General features: G+C 41.7%; 18 protein-coding genes and 1 rRNA gene. 14 read left to right on the top strand and 5 right to left on the bottom strand.

What is annotated here, in order from left to right; genetic code table 11:
- The 6 genes from rrf to FTU36_RS13025 all read left to right on the top strand — a co-directional run.
- Positions 1 to 105, top strand: a 5S ribosomal RNA gene (gene rrf / locus FTU36_RS13000); the annotation flags it as partial.
- A 630-nt stretch (positions 106 to 735) separates the two neighbouring features.
- Positions 736 to 2109, top strand: coding sequence for an MFS transporter (locus tag FTU36_RS13005; RefSeq protein ID WP_180041594.1), 1374 nt, complete (start codon positions 736 to 738; stop codon positions 2107 to 2109).
- 359 nt (positions 2110 to 2468) lie between these two features.
- Positions 2469 to 3914, top strand: coding sequence for an aldehyde dehydrogenase family protein (locus FTU36_RS13010; RefSeq protein ID WP_180118197.1), 1446 nt, complete (start codon positions 2469 to 2471; stop codon positions 3912 to 3914).
- Positions 3915 to 4031: 117 nt separating this feature from the next.
- A complete protein-coding gene (locus FTU36_RS13015; RefSeq protein ID WP_373685143.1) occupies positions 4032 to 4562 on the top strand; it encodes a DUF1287 domain-containing protein in 531 nt (176 codons plus the stop codon).
- Between the two features lie 367 nt (positions 4563 to 4929).
- Complete coding sequence (locus tag FTU36_RS13020) at positions 4930 to 6414, top strand: sodium-dependent transporter (protein WP_180005360.1); 1485 nt, start codon at positions 4930 to 4932, stop codon at positions 6412 to 6414.
- Position 6415: 1 nt separating this feature from the next.
- Positions 6416 to 6526, top strand: coding sequence for a methionine/alanine import family NSS transporter small subunit (locus tag FTU36_RS13025; protein WP_180005359.1), 111 nt, complete (start codon positions 6416 to 6418; stop codon positions 6524 to 6526).
- An 82-nt stretch (positions 6527 to 6608) separates the two neighbouring features.
- On the opposite strand, the gene rsmB is transcribed toward FTU36_RS13025, so the two are convergent.
- Both rsmB and fmt read right to left on the bottom strand, forming a co-directional pair.
- Entirely contained in the window at positions 6609 to 7916 is a 1308-nt protein-coding gene (gene rsmB, locus FTU36_RS13030) for a 16S rRNA (cytosine(967)-C(5))-methyltransferase RsmB (RefSeq protein ID WP_180026227.1), read from the bottom strand.
- A complete protein-coding gene (gene fmt / locus FTU36_RS13035; RefSeq protein ID WP_180005357.1) occupies positions 7916 to 8875 on the bottom strand; it encodes a methionyl-tRNA formyltransferase in 960 nt (319 codons plus the stop codon). Before fmt ends, rsmB begins: the two co-directional genes overlap by 1 nt.
- Before the next feature lie 437 nt (positions 8876 to 9312).
- Between fmt and ilvD (FTU36_RS13040) the strand changes: the two genes are divergently transcribed.
- The 8 genes from ilvD (FTU36_RS13040) to FTU36_RS13075 all read left to right on the top strand — a co-directional run bounded on the left by ilvD (FTU36_RS13040) (position 9313) and on the right by FTU36_RS13075 (position 18262).
- Positions 9313 to 11142 (top strand): dihydroxy-acid dehydratase, encoded by a 1830-nt coding sequence (gene ilvD / locus FTU36_RS13040; RefSeq protein WP_111885144.1) that lies wholly within the window; start codon positions 9313 to 9315, stop codon positions 11140 to 11142.
- 686 nt (positions 11143 to 11828) lie between these two features.
- Positions 11829 to 13514, top strand: coding sequence for a dihydroxy-acid dehydratase (ilvD, locus tag FTU36_RS13045; protein ID WP_180009589.1), 1686 nt, complete (start codon positions 11829 to 11831; stop codon positions 13512 to 13514).
- 151 nt (positions 13515 to 13665) lie between these two features.
- The gene (locus tag FTU36_RS13050) at positions 13666 to 14988 is read left to right on the top strand and encodes a hypothetical protein (RefSeq protein WP_180118199.1); all 1323 of its coding nucleotides are present in this window, start codon (positions 13666 to 13668) and stop codon (positions 14986 to 14988) included.
- Positions 14969 to 15256: a chorismate mutase gene (locus tag FTU36_RS13055; RefSeq protein WP_078191648.1), complete on the top strand. Its 288-nt coding sequence runs from the start codon at positions 14969 to 14971 to the stop codon at positions 15254 to 15256. The genes FTU36_RS13050 and FTU36_RS13055 overlap by 20 nt, the downstream gene beginning before the upstream one ends.
- Positions 15257 to 15402: 146 nt before the next feature.
- Positions 15403 to 15852 carry a PAAR domain-containing protein gene (locus FTU36_RS13060; RefSeq protein WP_180005354.1) on the top strand — a complete coding sequence of 150 codons (450 nt, stop codon included), beginning with the start codon at positions 15403 to 15405 and terminating at the stop codon, positions 15850 to 15852.
- Positions 15845 to 16696, top strand: a complete 852-nt coding sequence (locus FTU36_RS13065) for a PAAR domain-containing protein (protein ID WP_180005353.1) — start codon at positions 15845 to 15847, stop codon at positions 16694 to 16696. The genes FTU36_RS13060 and FTU36_RS13065 overlap by 8 nt, the downstream gene beginning before the upstream one ends.
- Entirely contained in the window at positions 16696 to 17361 is a 666-nt protein-coding gene (locus FTU36_RS13070; RefSeq protein WP_180005352.1) for a hypothetical protein, read from the top strand. The genes FTU36_RS13065 and FTU36_RS13070 overlap by 1 nt, the downstream gene beginning before the upstream one ends.
- 163 nt (positions 17362 to 17524) lie before the next feature.
- A complete protein-coding gene (locus FTU36_RS13075) occupies positions 17525 to 18262 on the top strand; it encodes a sulfite exporter TauE/SafE family protein (RefSeq protein ID WP_168379429.1) in 738 nt (245 codons plus the stop codon).
- A gap of 9 nt (positions 18263 to 18271) precedes the next feature.
- Here FTU36_RS13075 and FTU36_RS13080 read toward each other — a convergent pair whose 3' ends face one another.
- The 3 genes from FTU36_RS13080 to ppc all read right to left on the bottom strand — a co-directional run bounded on the left by FTU36_RS13080 (position 18272) and on the right by ppc (position 23575).
- On the bottom strand, positions 18272 to 19174 hold the full coding sequence (locus FTU36_RS13080; protein WP_180005351.1) for a LysR family transcriptional regulator: 903 nt from the start codon (positions 19172 to 19174) through the stop codon (positions 18272 to 18274).
- 114 nt (positions 19175 to 19288) lie between these two features.
- Entirely contained in the window at positions 19289 to 20593 is a 1305-nt protein-coding gene (locus FTU36_RS13085) for a solute carrier family 23 protein (RefSeq protein ID WP_078191643.1), read from the bottom strand.
- A gap of 297 nt (positions 20594 to 20890) precedes the next feature.
- Complete coding sequence (ppc, locus tag FTU36_RS13090; protein ID WP_180118201.1) at positions 20891 to 23575, bottom strand: phosphoenolpyruvate carboxylase; 2685 nt, start codon at positions 23573 to 23575, stop codon at positions 20891 to 20893.
- Positions 23576 to 23629: the final 54 nt, after the last annotated feature.

Raw genomic sequence — 23629 nt, forward strand, 5'->3', positions numbered from 1 at the left:
ATAGCAAGAGTGAACCACCTGATCCCTTCCCGAACTCAGAAGTGAAACCTCTTAGCGCTGATGGTAGTGTGGGGTTACCCATGTGAGAGTAAGTCATCGCCAGCTCATTATTCGAAACACCCCCTGATACGTCAGGGGGTGTTTTTTTATGCAAGGAGAAAAAAGGGAAAAAAATAATAAGAAAAGCAGCAGGATAAAATAGGGAAATGATAAAAATATTGTTAGATTGAGGCTTGAATTATCTAAACATGGATGATTATTAGACAATCAACGCATTCAAAAATCATCAATTAAAGTAATTCTCAGCTTAAAATGCCGGAAAATCTGAATGTAAGTCAGCTAAAACAACAGTTTAAATGTCTAACTATCGACTTAAGTGATGTCTGATGACTTATGATTTAGAAATCTACGACTTAGATCGTAGAGTTGCGATTTTTTTCTATAAAATTTGAGTTTTATTCTGACAATTTTCATATCAAATAATCTATCGTCTGATTGTGATTTAGCTTCTAATAACACATTGATAATTAATCATTATAAAAACTAGACCCGCAGTCCATCGACTTTTTTATGTATAAATATTTCAAAAATATCCGAGTTTTTATGACATTTTATTCCCAAACAACATGGATATATCTGAAAGGTATGGGTCTATACCTTTGTAATTTTGGACAATTTACAGTCAAAAACGGCATTGTAGCGAAAAATAAAACTCACAATTGGAGGTGAGGTTCAATGTCTACAAGCACAATGAATGTGAATAGCGTTGTCGATAACGCTAAGTTCACAAAATCGCATTTTAGCATCATGATGTGGTGTCTAATTCTTATTTTATTTGATGGTTACGACTTAGCGATCAATGGTGTTGCGCTGCCTTTATTGATGAAAGATTGGGGATTAACAGCTGTTCAGGCAGGTATGCTAGCGAGTACAGCACTTGCAGGGATGATGTTTGGTGCCATGATGTTTGGTACTTTGGCTGATAAGATTGGCCGTAAAAAAGTTATCATGATTTGTGTATTTTTATTCAGTACATTCACATTTTTAGGCGGTTTTGCATCAAATCCAACGGAATTTGGCGCGTTACGTTTTATTGCTGGACTTGGCATTGGTGGGGTATTACCGAACCTTGTGGCATTGACATCTGAATATGCACCTAAGCATCTACGCAGTACTTTAGTGACCACTATGTTCAGTGGTTATGCAATGGGTGGCATCATGGCGGCTCTCTTTGGTTCATGGTTTACTGCGGATTATGGCTGGCAAATCATGTTCTTCATTGCGGGTATTCCACTGTTACTGTTGCCATTTGCTTGGAAATTTTTACCTGAATCGCTCACATTTTTGGTTAAGGTGAATCGTCATGATGAAGCACGTCGTATGATTCAAACCATTGCACCTGAACAAACCGTGACTGCAAATACTCAACTGGAACTGACTGAAGTTGCGGTTCCGGGTGGAACGTCTGTTAAAGCGTTGTATAAGCAAGGTCGTGGCGTAAGTACGATGTTGTTTTGGCTGTGTTTCTTTATGTGTCTATTAACGCTTTATGCATTAGGCAGTTGGTTACCAAAACTAATGATGGCCGCAGGTTATTCATTAGGTAGCAGTTTGACCTTCCTATTGGCGATGAATATTGGTGCCGTAATTGGTACGATTGGCGGCGGTATTTTAGCGGACAAATTCCACTTAAAACCGGTGATCATTACATTATGTCTTGCAGGTGCTGTGGCACTATCTTTACTCGGCTTTAATTCACCACAGCCTGTGATCTATCTTTTGGTTGCAGTCGCAGGTGCATCAGCAATTGGTTCTCAAATCTTACTCTATAGCTATGTTGCACAGTACTATCCGTTGTCTGTACGTTCGACAGGTATTGGATGGGCATCTGCAGTCGGTCGTACAGGTGCGATTGTTGGCCCGATTCTGATCGGCTATTTATTATCACAAGAATTGCCACATCAAATTAACTTTATGGCCGTGGGAATTCCAGTAGTCATCGCAGCGATTGCAGTGTTCTTTATTCGCAAAGCGCAAACGGATGAAGAGGTTGCCGCTTTAGAAAATGTGAATAAGACTTCAGTGAAAACACAGCGTTCGTATAGCTAAAACATAGATTTAAAAAGCCCGTCATTTGATGGGCTTTTTTTATGTTGTACTCATATTTTTTTTGATTAATTTAACTTTGAAAAATTTATTAATGATTTGATAAATAATGTAATTAAATATTTTAAACAGCTTTCTAATTTAATGTCATTGTTATATAGAGACTCGATCATCGTGTTTTCAGTGCAAGCATAGATCTGAAAATAGTGATGGTATTCAGGGCAATTAGGTAGCTGAGTTTGAGGCTTGTGGTTTATTTTGTTACTTAAATATAGTGAACTCTGGGCTCAGTCAGCGCATGATAGAGGGCATAGATTTATTCACATTTATCAATAATGTCTCAAGATCATGGAAATATCGTCATGTCCAAAGCCGTACAAGATATAAAAGACTATCCGCTCTATGTTGCAGGTAAAGCATTGACTACCGATCAGTGGTTAGAAGTGGATCAAAAATATACCCAAGACGTATATGCACGCGTTGCACTCGCAGATGCTGCAACCATTGAAAAAGCCATTGATTCAGCGGTTAAATCTAGCGCTGCAATGGCGGCATTGGAACCTTTTCAAAAACAAAAAATCTTACTGCACTGTGTTAAACGTTTTAATGAAATGCGTGCAGAATTGACTGAAATTTTAATTGCGGAAGGTGGAAAACCGTGTAAAGCCGCAGCTGCTGAAGTTGAACGTTTAATTAATACCTTTCAAATTGCTGCCGATGCTGTCACACAGATGGATGATGGTCGCATGATCCCATTGGCGGTTACTGCAGCGGCATCTGGCTATCAAGGCATGGTCAAACATGTGCCGATAGGCCCTGTATCCTTGATCAGCCCGTTTAATTTTCCGATCAATCTGACTGCGCATAAAATTGCACCTGCCATTGCCGCAGGCTGTCCATTTGTTTTGAAGCCTGCAAGTTTGACGCCTATTTCAGCTTTAAAAATTGCGGAAGTTTTGGCAGAAACGGATTTACCTAAAGGTGCTTTTTCAGTTTTACCTTGTCCACGTGAACATGCAGATGTCTTGGTCACAGATGACCGATTTAAACTGCTCAGCTTTACCGGTTCCGATGTTGTCGGCTGGGATATGAAAGCGCGTGCGGGGCGTAAAAAAGTGACTTTGGAACTCGGTGGCAACGCTGCTGTATTGGTTGAGCCTGATACTGAAATTTCAGCGGCATTTATTGAACGCTTAGTCGGTGGGGCGTATAACCATGCAGGGCAGGTGTGTATTAGTGTTCAACGCATCTTGGTGCATGCCGATATCTATGCCGATGTGAAGAAAAAACTCGTGGCGAGAATGAAGCAGCTTAAAGCGGATGATCCACAGTTGGAAAGCACCATGGTCGGTCCAATGATTAAGGAAGCAGAAGCAACACGCGTGCATAAATGGGTCGATAAAGCAGTCAAAAAAGGAGCTAAAGCTTTGGTTCGTGGTGAACATCAGGGGGCTTTGCTCGATCCAATTTTATTAGAAAATGTCGATGAATCACTGGAAGTGTATAAAGATGAAATCTTTGGTCCTGTAGCGATTCTAGAAAAATACAAAAATTTTGAAAAAGGCATCGCCAAAATTAATAGCAGCCGTTTTGGTTTACAAGCGGGCGTCTATACGCAAAATTTGAATAAAATGTTGTATGCGTGGAATCACTTAGATGTCGGTGGAGTGATTATTAATGACATTCCATCTTTCCGTGTTGATAACATGCCATATGGTGGCGTAAAAGATTCTGGCTTAGGTCGTGAAGGGATTCAGTCTGCCATTCGAGATATGCAAGAAGAACGCGTATTGGCGATAAAACTGTAGCAGTTTAAACTTAGGCTTGGTTCAGTATGGATCTGTTCGAAGCCCAGTTTTTGAATCATTTCAAAAAATCTAAAGTGAATAAGAAAAATGAAACGAATTTTATTATTGGTCAGTTTGATGACCGTGAATATGGCTGTCTTTGCCTTTAACGCCACTCAAATGGTGACGGATGCACGCAGTCAAATTGGGAAAACCTTATATTATGATCCTGCGTATACTGCACTGCGTTATCCAATGGGAGATGTCCCTTTAATCAAGGGTGTTTGTACCGACGTGGTAATTCGTGCATTACGACAGCAAGGGATTGATTTACAACAAACCATTCATGAAGATATGAAAGCCAATTTTAAGCAGTATCCACAAAAATGGGGCTTAAAAAGTACTGATAAAAATATTGATCATCGGCGTGTTCCCAATATTCAAACCTGGATGCAACGCCAGGGCTATGTAGTCAAAGATAAGCAGTATTTGGCAGGTGATATTGTCACTTGGGACTTAGGGCGTGGTTTAGTGCATATCGGTGTGGTTTCAGATCGTAAAATGAAAGGTAGCGGGGTTCCGCTGATCATCCATAATATAGGAGAGGGCACACAGGAAGAAGATCTTTTGCATGCCTATCAAATTACCGGACATTATCGAGTGAAATAACTTTAAAAATTTAATTGGAAATAAAATATTCCTAAAAGTTATATTATTAATAACTTAAATTGTATGAAAAATAAGCTGATTAAATGAACATTTAAGCCTAAACACATTATAAAAATGGAATATTTGCCGTAGAAATTACAGAAAAACTTAAAAAAAGTGAGTATTGTTAATTCATACAAAGGGAAAGTTATTTGTGGTGTTTTTAACCAAAATGCGCATGTGATTTTTCTGTTTGCAATTTGGTATAGACGCTCACAAGGTATCTCACCAGATCAAACACCCAGAATTTTATTTTTATGGTTCTTTTTTTGCTCGCGATATAACCATAACAAGCAGCAGTTAAAGATGCCTGAGGTTTAGGTGTTCTATGTCAGATAATCGTGAAATCTGGTCGGCACGATCAGGATTTATCATTGCCGCTATTGGTTCCGCTGTAGGTTTGGGAAACATTTGGCGTTTCCCTTACGTGGCGTATGAAAATGGTGGCGGTGCATTTTTAATTCCCTATTTAATTGCAATTTTTGCAGCGGGTTTGCCTTTATTGTTCTTAGATTATGCAGTGGGGCATAAATTCCGAAAAGCACCGCCAACTGCATATAAAAAACTTATGAACAGTGAGGCATTAGGCTGGTGGCAAGTGATGGTGACACTCATCATCGGGATCTACTATGCCAGCGTATTGTCATGGGCCGGTAGTTACATGTATTACGCCATTGGACAACAATGGGGCTCAGATACGGAAAGCTTTTTCTTTAAAACCTATCTACAAAATGGTGATGGCTTAACATTTGGTTTTGTTCCGACTTTATTTGTTGGTTTAGTCATTGTTTGGGCTGTGGTGATGTTCATTCTCTATGGCGGTGTACGTCGTGGTGTAGAACTTGCCAATAAAATTTTTATGCCGTTATTGATCGTGTTATTTAGCATTTTAGTCATTCAAGCATTGCGTCTACCGGGTGCGGCAGAAGGCTTAAATGCATTCTTTACGCCAAACTGGGAAGCGATGACCGACTATAAAGTATGGTTAGCAGCCTTTGGTCATATCTTCTTCTCGTTATCGATTGGTTTCGGGATCATGTTGACCTATGCGTCTTACTTAAAAGCAAAAACCAACTTAACCGGTTCAGGTGTAGTCGTTGCATTAGCCAACTCATCATTTGAAATCTTAGCGGGTATTGGCGTCTTTGCAGCACTTGGTTTCATGGCACAAAGTTCAGGTGTACCTGTAAAAGAAGTAGTATCTGGTGGTATTGGTTTAGCCTTTATTGCCTTCCCGAAAATCATTTCGAGTATGGGGGCAGGCGGTGATTTGTTTGGCTTCTTGTTCTTTGCTTCGTTGGTGGTTGCAGGGATTACCTCTATGGTGAGTATCTTGCAAGTGCCAATTGCAGCGTTTCAAGACAAATTGGGTTGGTCAAAAAATAAAGCTGTAACGATTGTTGCGGGCGGTTCAGCAATCGTATCTACACTTTTATTCTCTACACAAAGTGCCATTACTTTTGTTGATATCATTGACTACTTTGCCAATAACATTGGGATCGTGGGTGGTGGTTTACTCTCTATTATTTTGGTGTCGTGGTTCCATCGTCCATTGATGAAACAATTACAAGAGCATGCAAATCAATACTCAAGTATCAAGTTGGGTCAAGGTTGGAATTTCTTATTGACCGTGATCACCCCAATTTCATTATTGGTTGCACTTGTATTGACGATTAAGGCTGTCGCAACTGAAGGTTATGGCGGTTATCCTGCAACGACACTTTGGTTGGTGGGTGGTTCGGTATTGGCCTTCTTTGTATTGGGTTCTGTTCTATTAAGCTTGTGTAAAGACAAAGGTCCAGAGGAGAATTAATATGAATACATCTGCAATGATCATGATGATTTTATCAATTGTTTTGCTATGGGGTGGTTTACTTTTAGCGACGATTCATTTGGTGAAAAATCCTGACGAAGCTGAAGATTAAATTTAGAATGACGAAAAAAATGCCCGATGAAATCATCGGGCATTTTTTATGATTGTTTACATCTAAAAAGGTGTTTATTGATTTAGGCCGTTTTTACTATACGGCAATAATAGAAGCCATCGCCATAACCCACTTTCGGGAAAAGTTGACGACCATGGATTTGTTCAACTCCCCAATCTGCTTCAATTTTAATTTCTTGGGCATCGGCATGATTGGCAAAGAACTCAACCATTTGCTGTTCATTTTCAGCTTTTAAAATCGAGCAAGTGATGTAAAGCAGCGTACCGCCAACTTTAAGTTGCTTCCACATGTTTTCCAAAATTTGCTTTTGTAATACTACTGTTTTCGCAATGTCGCCCGATTGACGTAGTAAACGAATGTCAGGATGACGACGCATTACACCGACAGCAGTACATGGCGCATCGAGCACGATACAATCAGCAAGCTCAGGAACAGTGTAAGTGATGGCATCGGCAGTTTGGATTTCGACATGTTTACCATCGAGAACCAAACGATCAAGGTTTTCAACTACACGTTTCAGGCGCTTTTCATCTTGGTCGAGTGCGATGAGTTTCTTCGGTTGGAAGGTCTCTAAAATGTGTGCAGTTTTACCACCGGGCGCAGCACAAGCATCAATCACAAATTTACCATCGAGATTTGGTAAGAGTGTTGCACACAGCTGAGCATGTTCATCCTGTACCGAAAAACCACCTGCTTCAAAGCCCGGCAAACTTGGAATATGTAGACTTTCATCCATCACAATACCGACATTAGAGAGTTCACAACGATGTGCATCGATGCCTTCATCTTCCAGAATATCAAGGTATTCATCACGGCTCACTTGGCGTGTATTGACACGTAAAGTCAGTGGCGCAATTTGTTTAAGCTCATAGCTGAGCTCGTCAAATTGTTCACCCCAGTCTTTTTTCAGACGTTTGGTTAACCAACTTGGTAAATTGGTGGCTTGTTCAAGTACGTCGTAGAACTGTTCTGTTTCACGTGTTGCACGGCGCAAAATTGCGTTGATTAAGCCACTTAGACTTCCCATACCCAATTGTTTTGCAGCTTCCACCGTTTCAGAAATTGCAGCGTGAGCCGCGACACGGGTACACAACAATTGATACAAACCAAGGTATAAACAGGTTTCAACCACTTGGTTATCTACAGGTTTAGACAGTAATGGTAAAGTCAGTTGTTTCAATGCGTACCATTGACGTAAACAACCAAGCACCAATTCATGGAATAACGCACGGTCTTTATCTGACACGATATTCATTTGCTGCGCGAGTACCGATTGCAGCGATTGACCATTTTGGACAGCCAATAACGTCTTCACTACCTGAGCACGTAAATTAAGGTCTCGGGTCGAGGCGTTGGGAGATTGCTTCATTATAAAATTTGTCCAATAGTCAATTTTTGGGTTTGTAAAATTTGTACAGGGTTGAGTGGTTTAGCACCCGGCCATTGCAAAGAAGTCAAAATAATCACGCTGCCATTGGCACAGGCAACGTGTATGCCTTTTTTATCGATGGCAATGATTTCACCTGCTTGAGCATTCGGTGCAGACGCAGCAGAAAGTTCAGAATGCCAAACGCGTAAATTGTTTTGTTCATCTAACTGAATAAATGCTACCGGCCACGGATTAAAGGCACGGATGTTGCGATCGATTTGTACGGCATCGATGGACCAATCAATTTTTGCTTCAGCTTTTGATAGCTTATGTGCATAAACTGTTAATGCTTCGTCTTGAACTTCACGGCTGTCTAAATATTGCTGCAATGTTTGTTCAGTGTCTAAAACGGCAGCAATTGCAGTTGCACCTTGCTCTGCAAGTTTGTCATGCAAAGTTGCAGAGGTATCCGTTGCTTCAATCGGGCAGATGGTTTTATACATCATGTCGCCAGTATCTAGTCCGGCTGCCATTTTCATAATGGTGACACCTGTTTCAATATCACCTGTTGCGATGGCACGTTGAATCGGTGCTGCACCGCGCCAACGTGGCAGCAATGAACCATGAATATTCAGGCAACCATATTTCGGGGTATCTAGCACGACTTGCGGCAAGATCAAACCATAGGCTGCAACCACCATAACATCGGCATTTAAGGCCTTTAATTCCGCTTGTGCGGCTAAACCTTCTTCAGTCGATGATTTGAAATGAAGGGGTTGGTAAACAGGAAGATGGTGCTCTAAAGCCAATTGCTTTACGGCAGAAGCTGTGAGTTTTTGTCCACGTCCAGCTTTGCGGTCAGGTTGAGTGTATACCGCAACAATTTCATGTTGTGTGTTGAGCAATGCAGCTAGTGCTGTTGCGGCAAATTCTGGCGTACCGGCAAAGATGATTTTCAAAATGAATGAACCGAATCTGTGTTGAATATGTGGATTATAGCAAATGATTAATGCGTAATTTAGAACATTAGAAATTGATTTTTGCAACTTTGAAGCTGTCCAAGCTCAATGATTTCATAACCCAAAATCGCAAATTTGCAATTTTTAAATAAATTATATTTATATAAAATTTAAAAATTATTCATGAAAGTTTTGTATTGTGCAGCCATTGATGGCGGTATAGTAGATTTCAGTTAAAAGATTTTTGTCGTCAAATCACTCGTTTTTATTGATAGACCCATCTGCCCAAATCTCAGCTTAAAAAGCCATCTTTAAAAACAATGGCTTGGTGTATGATAGGTTTAAAATTCGACTGATTTTACATCATTGTCAGTATGATTTAGCCAGAGTGAATCTGTAGGATTCATTTCAAGCTCAAACTTTGTTGGAAATATAAAATGCCTGACTATCGTTCAAAAACATCGACACACGGAAGAAATATGGCGGGTGCGCGCGGCTTATGGCGCGCAACTGGTATGAAAGATGAAGACTTTGGTAAACCAATTATTGCCGTCGTGAACTCATTTACTCAATTTGTACCGGGTCACGTTCATCTTAAAGACCTTGGTCAACTCGTGGCGCGTCAAATTGAGCAAGCAGGCGGTGTAGCCAAAGAGTTCAATACCATTGCGGTTGATGACGGTATTGCGATGGGTCATGACGGTATGCTGTATTCATTGCCTTCACGTGACTTGATTGCAGACTCTGTTGAATACATGGTGAGCGCACACTGTGCCGATGCCATGGTATGTATTTCCAACTGTGACAAAATTACTCCAGGGATGTTGATGGCGGCAATGCGTTTGAACATTCCAGTGGTATTTGTCTCTGGTGGTCCAATGGAAGCGGGTAAAGTTAAAATCCGTGGTAACGACAAAGCCATCGACTTAATTGATGCCATGATTGTGGCTGCAGATGACAACTATACCGATGAAGAAGTAGCAGAATACGAACGCTCTGCATGCCCAACTTGTGGTTCATGCTCAGGTATGTTCACCGCAAACTCAATGAACTGCTTAACAGAAGCATTGGGCCTGTCTTTACCGGGTAACGGTTCTACACTGGCAACACATGCAAACCGTAAAAAATTATTCGAACGCGCAGGCTCTTTAATTGTTGAATTGGCTAAACGTCATTATGAACAAGATGATTACAGCGTATTGCCACGTGAAATGGTGACCAAAGCCTCGTATGAAAATGCCATGACTTTAGACATCGCGATGGGTGGTTCAACCAATACCGTTCTACACTTGTTGGCGGCTGCCAATGAAGCGGGTGTTGATTTCACGATGGATGACATTGACCGTTTATCTCGCAAAGTGCCTGTTCTATGTAAAGTTGCACCTGCGAAAAACGACGTACATATGGAAGATGTACACCGTGCTGGCGGTATCATGTCCATTCTCGGTGAATTAGACCGTGCAGGCTTATTGGACACATCTGTAGGTACTGTTCACGAAGCAAGCTTAAAAGATGCTTTAGATAAATGGGACATTATCCGTACTGAAAATGAAGACGTTTACCAATTCTTCCGTTCAGCGCCGGGCGGTGTACCAACGCAAACTGCATTCTCACAAGATCGATATTACCAACGACTAGATGGTGACCGTGAAAATGGCGTGATCCGTAATGCTGAACATGCGTTCTCGAAAGACGGTGGCTTAGCTGTGCTTTACGGCAACATTGCGCTCGATGGTTGTATCGTAAAAACTGCGGGTGTAGATGATTCAATCTTGAAATTCAACGGTACTGCACGTGTGTTTGAAAGCCAAGATTCAGCAGTAGAGGCGATCTTGGGCAATGAAATCAAAGCCGGTGATGTGGTTGTGATTCGCTATGAAGGCCCACGTGGTGGTCCGGGTATGCAAGAAATGTTGTACCCAACCAGCTACTTAAAATCGAAAGGTCTAGGCAAAGAATGTGCATTATTGACTGACGGTCGTTTCTCGGGCGGTTCGTCAGGCCTGTCTATTGGTCACGTTTCACCTGAAGCAGCAGAAGGTGGTGCAATTGGTTTGGTGGAAGATGGCGATTTAATCGAAATTGATATTCCAAACCGTACCATCAACCTTGCTGTTGATGAAGCAACCATGGCCGCTCGCCGTGCAGCGCAAGAAGCCAAAGGTTGGCATCCAGTTGAAGAGCGTCCACGCAAAATTTCGAAAGCATTGAAAGCGTATGCAATGCATACCACGAGTGCGGCGAAAGGCGCAGTACGTGAAATCTAAACTTTAGATGTTTAATTAAAAAGCACTCCACATGGGGTGCTTTTTTAATTTACATCTACATAACTTGCATTGGATACGAGGAAATGTCATCCGCAACTGTCTGAGGCAAACGGTAATTTAAAAGTGAATGTTTCTGAGATCATTTTTTTAGTTGCAAACAGTTGCCGAGTTTTGCGGATGACAAATGGTTTTGGTTACTTTTGCCGAAACAAAAGTAACATACGAGCTCCGAAAATTAGCTTTTATAGAGGTAAGACTCCGCTGTAATCAGCTTTTAAATGAAATAATGGGACAATAATTCTAAGTTATAGATTTCTTAATCTGATTAAAAATAATGTTTCTTGAAGCAAATAAATAAAATTTAATAATTAGTGGATGTCATTAAAATTCTAAAAAGACAGCCTCGAATAGTAGCTATAATTTATATGGCTTTGTGTAGGCAATCCCTTACTTTTGAAAGATCAAAAGTAACAAAAATCTTTTGTTCTCCTGATATGGCATCCCTGCCATACAGGAAAACAGCGACATCCATGTCGTTTTGTCATGTGATTGAATGGTATTGCATGCGCTAAAAATCTTTTTTGTTGAGATGTAATTTCTTTTACATGCCGAGCGCTTTCTATACAATAAATTTAAAAGAACCCGCCAAAGCTGAAGCCAAAATCAGCCATCGCCAAGGAACAACAATGAGTAAAAATAATATCCGCGAACATTCTGCTCCTGTTTATGAAGGCATAGAGAATGCGCCTGCACGTTCCATGATGCGTGCCACGGGCTTCCAAGATGCAGACTTTAAACGCCCATTTATTGGTATTGCTTCGACTTGGGCCAATGTCACGCCGTGTAATATGCATATTGATGGCTTGGCGCGTGAAGCTGAAAGTGGGGTGAATGCTGCAGGCGGGAAAGGCATTATTTTCAATACCATCACCATTTCTGACGGCATTTCCAACGGTACAGAAGGCATGAAGTATTCATTGCTATCGCGGGAAATCATTGCCGATTCCATTGAAGCTGTGTTGGGCTGTCAGGCCTATGATGGCGTAATTGCCATAGGCGGCTGCGACAAGAATATGCCAGGCTGTATCATGGGTTTGGCGCGATTAAACCGTCCGAGCCTGTTTATTTATGGTGGCACCATCAAACCCGGAGCAGGGCATACCGATATGATTTCGGTATTTGAAGCAGTCGGTCAGCACGCCAAAGGCGAAATCAATGAAATTCAAGTGAAGCAGATTGAAGAAGTCGCGCTGCCGGGGCCGGGTTCGTGCGGCGGTATGTATACGGCCAATTCGATGGCTTCAGCGATTGAAGCCTTAGGCATGAGCTTGCCAGGTTCATCGGCGCAGGAAGCAGTTTCAGCAGATAAAATTGAAGATTGCCAACGCGCAGGTGAAGCCGTGATGAACCTGCTGCGTCTCGATATTAAGCCGCGCGACATTATGACCAAAGCCGCTTTTGAAAACTCGATTAAAGTGCTGATTGCTTTAGGCGGTTCAACCAATGGCGTACTGCATTTGATTGCCATGGCGCATACCGCAGGCGTGGAACTGTCTTTGGATGATTTTGTGCGTATTGGCAAAGATATTCCTGTGGTGGCCGATGTGCGCCCATCGGGTAAATATTTAATGTCGGAACTGATTGCCATTGGCGGCATTCAGCCGCTCATGAAACGCATGCTGGATGCCGGCATGCTCGACGGTTCTTGCCTCACCGTTACGGGCAAAACTTTGGCGGAAAACTTAGCCGATGTAGAGGATTATCCTGAAGGACAGCAAATTATTTTGCCGTTTGATGCGCCAATTAAAAAGGATTCACATTTGGTGGTACTCAAAGGAAATTTGTCGCCGACGGGTGCAGTGGCTAAAATTACCGGTAAAGAAGGGCTGTATTTTGAGGGGCCTGCGCGAGTATTTGAGGGTGAGCAGGGTGCCATGCGCGGTATTTTAGATGGCGAAGTACAAGAAGGTGAAGTGGTGGTGATCCGCGGTGTTGGGCCAAAAGGCGGGCCGGGTATGCCGGAAATGTTAAAACCGACTTCAGCGATTATTGGTAAAGGTCTAGGCCAATCTGTTGCACTGTTGACTGATGGGCGTTTCTCGGGCGGCAGCCATGGTTTTGTGATTGGGCATGTGACACCAGAAGCCTATGAAGGAGGCCCAATTGGCTTGGTTAAAAACGGCGATAAAATTTCAATTAACGCTGAAACCCGTGAAATGACTTGGCATGTGGCTGAGGATGAAATTGCTGCACGTCGCGCGGCCTGGGTCAAACCGAAACCAAACTATACCCACGGCGCTTTGGCTAAATTTGCCAAGTTGACCTCTGGTGCGGAAAAAGGTGCGGTGACTGACCTAAATCTAGACGTCTAATCCATTGTTAAACATTGAACATTCAGCCCTGACTTGATATAAGTTTTGCACAAGGCTTATATCTCATTTAAAACAGCTTCATAATAGAAGTTGAATTTTAAGCATGTGCTGGCAGGTTCGGTACAATTCATCATTTTGAGGCAAAAAACGCATGTCACTGTTACGCCGTTGGTTCGATCCAATCCGATCGAGTTGGTTTTATCAGAAACCGACCCGACAAGCGGTGTTACCCACGGAACAAGGTCTGAGTGTTTATCTTCGACTGGATGATGTTTATAGCTATTTGGCTGCGCAGCAACTGCCTCAATTAGAAGAAATTCTCAGTGATGAAATTAAACCACTAAAAGTGATTATTTGTCGTCAGAGTGCTGAACCTCCTAATCAAATGTCCTCGATAGAATGGCAACAATATTGTCTGAATGATGCCCAAATTTTAGCGCGGCAGCATCGTTTTAGTTTCCATGAAACACCTGAACAGCCTACCGCTGAAGCTTTAGAACAAGCCGAAATCATTCTAAAAAATACCCCATTACGCGGCCAAGATTTTCTTTATTTACTTGAAGATGTGTTCCACATGCTGTGGCAAAAGCAGTATGGCAAGCTGAGAACACTGTATGCGATGGCCAGTCGCCATCACAAAGCACAGGATTTTCCAGAACGGATCTTTTCTGACTTACCAATTTTGACGGGATATTTTGAGTTTGGTGAACGTAAGTACCATGCTGTAGATGATTTACTGCGTTTAACGCGCCGTTTAAAACAACAAAAACTCCTGACAGATAACCCGATCTTTATGATCAATCATATTGAATGGCGTGAGCACCTGATCAGTGATGCAGAAGAGTTGAATGAAATTCAGGGACTCGATCCTGAGCTTGATCTCTACATCGCGATGGAAGATCCGATTTCATGGTTACTGTTGGCTTATATTCGTGAGGAATTGGCGGACTATTATAATATTCAGTTGAATGTGTATCCATTGTCGTATCACGGTCGTGATTTGTTTGACTGGAGTTTGGCAACACGTCTGTCTAAACGGACCGAAGTTAAGTTCACGCCATTTTGCCGGCCTACAGAAGCTGCGACATTAGCTATGTCACAGCTTTACTACAGTGCGCCCGAAGAGCAGCGTATTGATGCGATGTATCGCATTTTGGAGGCTGTATGGACCAAAGGGCGTGATTTATCCTTCAAAGCACATTTTCAGGCTTTACAGTATGAGTTAGAGATTTCTGAACTGATCACTGAGGATATTGCTGAAAAATTAAAAGAAAATGATATGCACTGTGAGATGAAGTCACAGCCCGATTTTCCTGTTTTAGAATTACGTATTGCAGGTCAAAGCTATGTATTTAATAGCTTATACCGCGTATGGATGATTGAAAGTATTTTCAGTAATGTGTTAGAAGAGAAGTATAAAAGTGAAAACACCGCTGAAAGTGAAGCCAGAGAAGATGAAGAAAGAAAAAGTTGAGTCATTAGAGCAAGCCCGCGCACAGATTGATGTGATTGATCAGGGAATTATTGAGCTCATTGCTGCACGTCAGTTTTATGTTGATCAAGCGGTGCGTTTTAAGCGTTCAGTACAGGATGTTCAATCACCAGAACGTGTCGAAGCGGTGATTAGTAAAATTCGTCTACAAGCCACAGAGCACGGTGTAAATGCAGATATTGTGGAACGTTTATACCGCGATATGATTCAGCATTTTATTCAACGTGAGTTGAAAGAGATTCGACCGTAATTTTTAGTTTTTGAGATTAGATCAAATTTATTAATGTTCTTTTTTAATATCACCAACTGAAAAGATGATGATTTGATTTACATTTTGAAATTTTATTAATTTTTTTATTTGTTATTCTACTTCTAATTACAATAATTGGATCTAGCATGACTAGCCCTACTTTTTTACATGAACTGTCAGAAGAACAGCTAAAAAAACTTTCTCAAGACGATATTCAAAAGATTCATCAAGCAGAACAACTCTATTGGAATCATAAGCCGCATACCAAATATTATGCAGCTTTTAATGGTTCAAAAACAAAAAAAGGTGGGTTAGTTCGAGCATCTAATCATGCTTATAAGGTCAACGGGATCTCTTTAGCTTTGGTCGGTGATGAAGCTATATATTTAGATGGTTCGACAGCAAAAATTATCTCCGGCGCAGGATTTCTTCTAAATGTTGATGGCAGAGCCGCAGCACTTATCGGATCATTATTAGAAAATGGCGATGAAATTATTGATAGTCCGGTCACTTCCCATGTTTTACGCTTATATCATGATGCAGCTATCCCTGAAGGTTTTATGAATCCAACTTTGGGAGACTCAAATAATGTCTAAAGGATTTGGCATTCATGGCTCAACAACAAGTCACGGTGGGACAGTCATGTCCACGCAGTCCCGAAGTTCACAGATGGGGAATCTCTTTCTTCGTGCGGGAGATGGTTTCGCCTGTCCAAAATGTAAAACTTGGTCTACCTTAATTAAGAGTAATGATCATGTGATTTTTGATGGAAAGGCCGTGGCTTATGTAGGTGATAAATTTACTTGTGGGGCTTCATTGATGCCAAACCAAGTACATGTTGTAGGGACTAGTGGTGGAATAAGTTCATTAAATAGCCCAATTTTTAAGCCAAGTATGTTGCAGAATAATTTAACGAATAGTTTTGTAAGTGATAAGAAAAAATATGAAAATTACTATATAGAGAGAAACCAAACTGATTATGTGAAATTTAAGACTGCGATCCCTCCATATGATGAGGATAAAAAAGGATTATTTGGAATTGTTGCACAATTAGCCTCTGGAGTATGTGATTTTATTGTTACGTATGTTGTTAAAAATAAAGAACTTTTTGTAACGGTGTCATATATGCCGCCGGTGGTTAAAAATGATGCAAGTAAAATTATTCCGCGTGCGACCCTAAGACTATTTAAAGAAAAAAATAGAAAATTTGACTTGTTAAAAACTCAAGAGTTAAAAATTGCTAATGGTATTTGGAATACTGAAAAAGGAAAAGAGCCAGTTGGATCTTGTAATATCAACTTACCTGAACCTGATATATCACTCTTAAAAGTTGAATTAGATTTGGGATATATACTGAAGTTTGATGGTGGAACAGTTACACCAATTCCTAGTTTTAAAACTCATACCTTTACCTTAAACTCCGCAGCGAGAGAAGTTTGATGAAGCATTTTTTTATTTTCTTAACCTTATTTTTTATATTTGGTAGTACTGCTTGCTCGTCTGAGAAAATTAGTTTGAATCATCATGAAGTTAAAGAAGCTCAAAAAAAAGAATCAATTTCAACGCTGTCTAAAGAAGATACAGCTATAATAAATGATTATAAAAATACTATTAATAAACTTAATCTGAGAGATAAAGAAAACGCAGATAAAGTAATGAAAGATAGTTTGTCTGAAATAAAAAAGATCACGAATGATCAAGAACGACAAAAGATTGAAATGCAAATCTACTTAGCAACAGGCATGTATGAAGAGGCTTATAATCTTAATCATAAAATGTTAAAGGACTCTTTCAGTCAGGAACTTTTAGTGACTCAGTGTGAGTTAAGCTATTATGCTAAAAGATCGAAAGATGAATATGAAAAATGTTATTCCGATTTAGCATTGATTTTAAAAGAAGAATTAAGGAAAGTATCAAAAAATGACCCTCAGTATATTTATGGTGAGTGGGGCTATTTGCTATCAATGTATAAATCTGGGAACGTTGAATATAAAAATAAATTAAAAAAATTTATTGATTCAATTCAAGATGAAACGGTGAAATATCAATTCGAAAGTTCTTATGAATTAGCTGAAGAGCAAAAGAGTAGTTATGACAATAATTAAAATAAATAAGTTGTAATTCCTTTTTTATTGAATTCAACTACCTTGTCTATAGCTGATTTCAAGCACAGCCTCAACTTTTTATTGAGGCTCTATTCCAAAAACACTGATTTTTCAAAGCGCCTGAATTGCATAGCATAGAACCAATTCTTCAGCGAGTTTCGCCATGATTTGGTTCGTCATCACAGTTTTTGCAATCGCAGGTCTAATTAAAGGCACGATTGGGTTAGGCCTGCCTGCGGTATCGATGGGCTTACTCACCATGGTGATCAGTCCATTTCAGGCAGCGACGTTATTAATCATTCCATCTATGGTCACCAACTTTTGGCAATTATTTGCCGAAGGGCAGGTGCTGCGACTAATTCAACGCTTTTGGCCCTTGTTACTTGGGATTATCGTCGGTTCAATTTGGAGTATTTTTCCAACTTTAGGACATGGTGAATTTAAAAGTGAAGCTTTACTGGGGGGCATGTTGGCACTATACGGACTGTATGGGCTTTGTGCGAAAAGCTTGCCGAACTTTGCACCACATGAAAAATGGCTATCTCCAATGATCGGTTATCTCGGTGGAGCGCTGACTGTAGCCACAGGTGTGGTGGTGATCCCGGTGGTGCCATATTTGCAAGGTTTGCAACTCAAACGCGATGATCTCGTACAGTCACTCGGTTTGGCCTTTACCACGTCAACCATTTGTTTGGCGGTGTTCTTACAGCAAAATCCTGTGGAAGATCTCCCGATTGATTATGCCATGTCAGCCATGGCACTGGTTCCTGCGCTCATTGGCATGTGGGCAGGGAAAAAAATCCGTTATCGCATTCCAGAACAAAAATTCCGTAAGGTGTTTTTTATCGGGTTGATTGCCCTCGGTGGCTATATGATGCTGCACCAGTTTGGCGTGATTTGAAGCCTAGACTTAGCCATCTAAAGTAGATTTTTGTGACAGTAGAAACTGACTGAAATGCTGATAATTTAAGGGTAAATCATCAAAATTACGTGCGGTGAGCAGCAATTTTCGATTGGCCCAGTCACCGCTGAGCTCAACTTGGGCAAAGGCATATAAACTGATTAATCGTTGGGCTGCACGTTTTGGCATGATGGCAATGCCCACACCATTCGCCACCACTTGGGCGATCGCGGCAAAGTTCGGCAAACGTAACCGATACTGTATTTCACAGCCGAATAATTTGGCTTGAGCCTCGATTGATTGTTGCAAGGAATGATATTGCATCAGACCGACAAAGGGATAATTCAAAATCTCTGCGGGTTTGATGCTAGGTGTGGCGGCCAGTTCATGGCTTACAGGGCAGATCAGAACCAAAGGATCATCGGCAAACTCAAGTGTTTGTAGTTGTTCGGATTTAAAGAAGCCTGAAATTAAGCCTAGTTGTGCATTACCTTGCTCTATCGCTGCAATGATGTCTTTAGACTCGGCTTCATGCAGCTCAATTTGTGTGTTGGGATTTTCCAGCAAATAGCGTGGTAGCAAGACCGGCAAATATTCACTTTGTGCAGATGAATTACACCATAAGGTCATATTGGAACTTAGCCCGTGGGCAAAGGGCAGCATCGCGTGTTCTAATTGTTGCCCCTCACCTAAGATGCGCTGTGCATGTTCAACCAAGGTTTGACCGGCAAGGGTCAGTTTGACCCCTTTGGCTTGGCGAGTGAACAGGGTCGTGCGGTAATGCTGTTCGAGTTTTTTAATTCGTTCACTGGCTGCTTGTAGCGAGATGGCAGAACGAGCAGCGCCTTTGGTCAGACTACCGCTGTCTACAATGTGCAGTACCAATTGAAGGTCGAATAAATCCAGTCGCATACGGTGCATTCCTTGGCTAATGCCTTATCTTACCGAAAGAGTAGCTATAAAAAAAAGCGACCTTTCGGTCGCTTTTCAAATGAATGTTGTATTCTTTTTTAAATGTCTTGGGGCTTATTCTGATTTGTCGCCCAAGCTAAAGAACCAGTTCAAAATCAGCGCTGCAAATGTAGCAGTACCAATACCACCTAAGTTGAAGTTACCGAATTGAAGTGCAAAGTCACCTGTACCTAAAATAATCGTGACTGCTGCCACCATCAGGTTTTTATTTTTTGAGAAATCGACTTTGTTTTCAATCCAAATTTTCGCACCTGCAATGGTAATTAGACCAAATACAACAATCGATGCACCTGTCAAAATGGCTTGCGGAATGGTATGAATAATCGCACCAAACTTTGGAGAAAGACCAAGGAAGATGGCGAATACACCTGCAAATACAAACACGATGGTCGAGTAAACACGCGTTACTGCCATCACACCAATATTTTCGCCATAAGTGGTCATACCCGGACCGCCGACACCGCCTGAAAGTGTAGTCGCAACACCATCTGCAACGAAGGCTTTACCAATGTGCGGATCGAGGTTTTCACCTGTCATCGCGCCCACAGCTTTGATGTGCCCAAGGTTTTCTGCAACCAAAATTAACGCAATCGGTGCAATGATAAGCATGGCATTGAAGTCAAAGACGGGTGAATGGAAGTGCGGAACACCAAACCAAGCGGCTTCTTGTACGGGAACGAAATTGATTGGTGTACCATGACCCATGACATTGGAAATGATGTAATACACCAAATATGCCAGTAACAGACCCACCAACAGCAATAAGCGTTGTAATAAGCCCTTCGTGAACACCGCAATCGAACCCATACATAGTACAGTGACTAATGCCATCCACATATTAAAGTTGTTGCCTGCAACCCCTTTAATAGTCACAGGAGCTAGGTTCAGACCAATAATCATCACCACCGCACCTGTAACGACAGGTGGCATGAGTTTTTCAATCCAACGCGTACCCGTTGCCATCACGATAAAACCAAAAATGGCATATAAGATACCGCAGGCCATGATCCCGCCTGCCGCCATTGCGATATTGGCATTTGGCGCGCCAGTACCTGATGCTGCATAACCGGTTGCCGCGATCACCACACCAATAAAGGCAAAACTAGAGCCTAAATAACTTGGTACACGACCACCTGTCATAAAGAAGAACAGGATGGTACAGATCCCCGACATTAAAATCGCAAGGTTGGCATCAAAGCCCATCAAAAATGGCGCAAGGACAGTTGCACCAAACATTGCAAAGGCATGTTGTATCCCCAATACAACACTTTGCACCGGAGGTAGGTACTCATTTGTACCTACAGGACGTGCATCAATATTGCCTTCGTAAGGGCGCCATTTGGGAAACCAATTGGACATAAAATGAGCACTCAATAGATAAATTGTGCACATCATACTCTTGTTTTTTAGAAGATTTAATCTCTTTTAAAAATATTTTGTTCAAACTAATTACATGACTTTACATGTAAATTTACCAAATGGTAAAAGTTTTAAGGGTGTAAAAAAGGCATTAAATCATGCAATTAATCAAATAGGATAAGAGTCAATACTTCATAAATTTTTCTTATTCTATATATTCCAAAATAAATTAAAACCAATATGACTGATCAAAAAAAAAGCACACAGTTCTGTGTGCTTTTTGAAAACTTGGAAGATTTAGCCAGTGTTACGCAAACCTGCCGCAATACCCGCGATGCTGACCATCAACGCATGGTCGACTGGGGTATTTTCAGCTTGACGCTCGGCAAGGTATGCACGGCGGCGTTTCATCAGTTCGGCTTGTAGTAAATGTAGCGGCAATAAATAAGGCTTACGCACCTTCATGGATTGGTCGAGCACATCGTTACTGCTGAGTAATTTCGATTCACCTTTGAGTGCTAATAGCGTTTGTACCGCATCACGTAAACGCTGACGTAACTCTTCACCCAACTGTTTGAGGTCTGAGTCATCCGTCAGATGAGACTCATAATACAGCGCCACATGACCATCAGCCTTAGACAAGACCATTTCCAACATATCAATTAACGTTTGGAAATAAGGCCATTGCTCTAACATTTCTTCGAGTGTCTGCTTTTGACCTTGATCAATCACTTGATTAATCGCAGCACCAGTACCTAGCCAAGCAGGAAGCATCAAACGGATTTGCGTCCATGCGAACACCCACGGAATCGCACGTAATGACTCAATCCCACCGCTAACTTTACGTTTGGCTGGGCGTGATCCGAGCGGTAACATTTGTAGTTCCAGTTCTGGCGTTACAGTCCGTAGGTATTTTACAAAATGCGGATTTTCACGCACGGTTTGACGATACACCTGTACCGACAGATCCGTCATGCTGTGCATGAGCTGACGCCATTCCTGTTTCGGTTCAGGCGGTGGTAATAAGGTCGCTTCTAAGGTCGCTGCGGTGTAAATTTCTAAGTTTTGTAAGGCAATGCCTTCTAATCCAAACTTGAAGCGAATCATTTCCCCTTGTTCTGTGACACGAATCGCTCCTGAAATCGAACCTGGTGGCTGTGAAAATAGGGCTTGCTGTGTCGGCGCACCACCACGGCTGATTGAACCGCCACGGCCATGGAATAATGTCAGTTGTACATCATGTTTTTTCGCAACCGCGGTTAATTCTTCCTGCGCACGATACTGTGCCCAGTTTGCTGACATAAAGCCTGCATCTTTGGCTGAGTCTGAATAGCCAATCATCACCTCATGTTTACCCTGAATATGCTGCTTATACCAATGCATATTGAATAGGGTATTCATGGTACGGGCGGCACCATCCAAATCTTTTAAAGTTTCAAACAGTGGCACAACGCGTAGCGCTTGTTTGATGCCCGCTTCTTTTTGCAGTAACAATACGGCCAAGACATCACTCGGATGCTCTGCCATGGAAATAATATAAGCCCCTAAACTTTCAGGTGGTTGCTCTGCCAAAGTCCGCATGGTTGCAAAGATTTCTTGTACATCCGGATGTTCAATCAGGCTTTGTTTTGGCTCATTTAAAAACTTCGGTAGCAATGGACGTTTGCTTTGCAGTTCCTGAATCAAGAAATTTTGACGGGCTTGCTCCGTCCATGTTTCAAAATTGCCTAAACCTAAATATTCCGTAATGGCAGAAATGGCTTGGCGATGACGAGTCGACTCCTGACGAATATCGAGTTTGAGTAATTCGATACCGAAACAATTCACCCGATGAATAAAGTCGAGTAACTGACCATTGGCAATTTCAGGTAAACCGCTGTCAATCAGTGAACGGTAGCAAACCAATAGTGGATCAAGCAGTTCATGGCGGCTTTTAATGACTTGGCTATCGTCCGCATCTTCACCACGGAGTTTTAGTGCCAACCAGTGACGAGTGGCTTTGAGGCGTTCCCGTGCATCACGTAGATATTCACGATACGGTTCAGGGTGGAAATGACCCAAGGCATCACTAAGCTCTTTGCTGCATTCTTGAATAGAGAGTTCCCAACGCAGGTCTTCGATATCGCGTAAATACAAGTCGGCAGCTTTCCAACGTGAAAGCCACAGCACTTCTTGAGTAATATTATGGGTGACGTTTGGGTTGCCATCACGGTCACCGCCCATCCAAGATGCAAAGCGCACAGGGGAAACATTTAAAGGCAACGTCTTGCCACAATGATCTTGAACCATGCCATCCAATTCACGCATGAATTTGGGTACAGCATTCCACAAGGTCTGTTCGATGGTTGTGAAACCCCATTTGGCTTCGTCGACAGGCGTCGGGCGATGTTGACGAATTTCATCTGTTTGCCATGCCGAGCAAATCAGTTGTTTTAAATCATCCAGTACGGCTTTGCGTTCGCGTGGCGTAAGTTTTTGTTGATCCATTTTAAACAGGCAATCATTAATCCCATCATATTTCTGGATCAAGGTACGGCGGCTGACTTCAGTTGGATGTGCAGTCAGGACCAGTTCAATTTTTAATTCACAGATTTGTTGGAACAGTTGTTCTGCACTGATGTTATTGCTTTTAAATTTTTCAAATAAATGATCCAGTGGATTCGGTGAGGGTGCCTGCTCATCAAACTCACTTTGGCGACGGCTACGCACAACATTGTACTGTTCGGCAATATTGGCAAAGTTGAGAAAGTGCGTAAATGCACGGGTCAGTGGCAGAATTTCTTCATCTTTTAAATTTAAAAATAATTGTTCTAACTGTTTTTCAGCTTCAACTTGTCCATCGCGCGCGCCTTTAGACAAAGCACGAATTTGCTCTACTTGATTAAACAAATCTTGTCCTGCATGCTGCTTTAGGGTTTCACCTAATAAATTGCCCAGTAAGCGCACGTCTTCACGTAATGGAGCATCAATTTGTTGAATCATTTGTTATTTCTCCGCGTATTCCTGTCTCGACTATACCCCGAAAGTGCTGTGGCA

This window comes from Acinetobacter sp. YH12096, assembly GCF_013419215.1.
Classification (GTDB): Bacteria; Pseudomonadota; Gammaproteobacteria; order Pseudomonadales; family Moraxellaceae; genus Acinetobacter; species Acinetobacter amyesii.

What these genes read in the sequence shown, in the direction of transcription:
- FTU36_RS13005 (WP_180041594.1), top strand. Translation starts at nt 736, where the DNA reads ATGTCTACAAGCACAATGAATGTGAATAGCGTTGTCGATAACGCTAAG.
- FTU36_RS13010 (WP_180118197.1), top strand. Translation starts at nt 2,469, where the DNA reads ATGTCCAAAGCCGTACAAGATATAAAAGACTATCCGCTCTATGTTGCA.
- FTU36_RS13015 (WP_373685143.1), top strand. Translation starts at nt 4,032, where the DNA reads ATGACCGTGAATATGGCTGTCTTTGCCTTTAACGCCACTCAAATGGTG.
- FTU36_RS13020 (WP_180005360.1), top strand. Translation starts at nt 4,930, where the DNA reads ATGTCAGATAATCGTGAAATCTGGTCGGCACGATCAGGATTTATCATT.
- FTU36_RS13025 (WP_180005359.1), top strand. Translation starts at nt 6,416, where the DNA reads ATGAATACATCTGCAATGATCATGATGATTTTATCAATTGTTTTGCTA.
- rsmB (WP_180026227.1), bottom strand. Translation starts at nt 7,916, where the DNA reads ATGAAGCAATCTCCCAACGCCTCGACCCGAGACCTTAATTTACGTGCT.
- ilvD (WP_111885144.1), top strand. Translation starts at nt 9,313, where the DNA reads ATGCCTGACTATCGTTCAAAAACATCGACACACGGAAGAAATATGGCG.
- ilvD (WP_180009589.1), top strand. Translation starts at nt 11,829, where the DNA reads ATGAGTAAAAATAATATCCGCGAACATTCTGCTCCTGTTTATGAAGGC.
- FTU36_RS13050 (WP_180118199.1), top strand. Translation starts at nt 13,666, where the DNA reads ATGTCACTGTTACGCCGTTGGTTCGATCCAATCCGATCGAGTTGGTTT.
- FTU36_RS13055 (WP_078191648.1), top strand. Translation starts at nt 14,969, where the DNA reads ATGAAGAAAGAAAAAGTTGAGTCATTAGAGCAAGCCCGCGCACAGATT.
- FTU36_RS13060 (WP_180005354.1), top strand. Translation starts at nt 15,403, where the DNA reads ATGACTAGCCCTACTTTTTTACATGAACTGTCAGAAGAACAGCTAAAA.
- FTU36_RS13065 (WP_180005353.1), top strand. Translation starts at nt 15,845, where the DNA reads ATGTCTAAAGGATTTGGCATTCATGGCTCAACAACAAGTCACGGTGGG.
- FTU36_RS13070 (WP_180005352.1), top strand. Translation starts at nt 16,696, where the DNA reads ATGAAGCATTTTTTTATTTTCTTAACCTTATTTTTTATATTTGGTAGT.
- FTU36_RS13075 (WP_168379429.1), top strand. Translation starts at nt 17,525, where the DNA reads ATGATTTGGTTCGTCATCACAGTTTTTGCAATCGCAGGTCTAATTAAA.
- FTU36_RS13080 (WP_180005351.1), bottom strand. Translation starts at nt 19,174, where the DNA reads ATGCGACTGGATTTATTCGACCTTCAATTGGTACTGCACATTGTAGAC.
- FTU36_RS13085 (WP_078191643.1), bottom strand. Translation starts at nt 20,593, where the DNA reads ATGTCCAATTGGTTTCCCAAATGGCGCCCTTACGAAGGCAATATTGAT.
- ppc (WP_180118201.1), bottom strand. Translation starts at nt 23,575, where the DNA reads ATGATTCAACAAATTGATGCTCCATTACGTGAAGACGTGCGCTTACTG.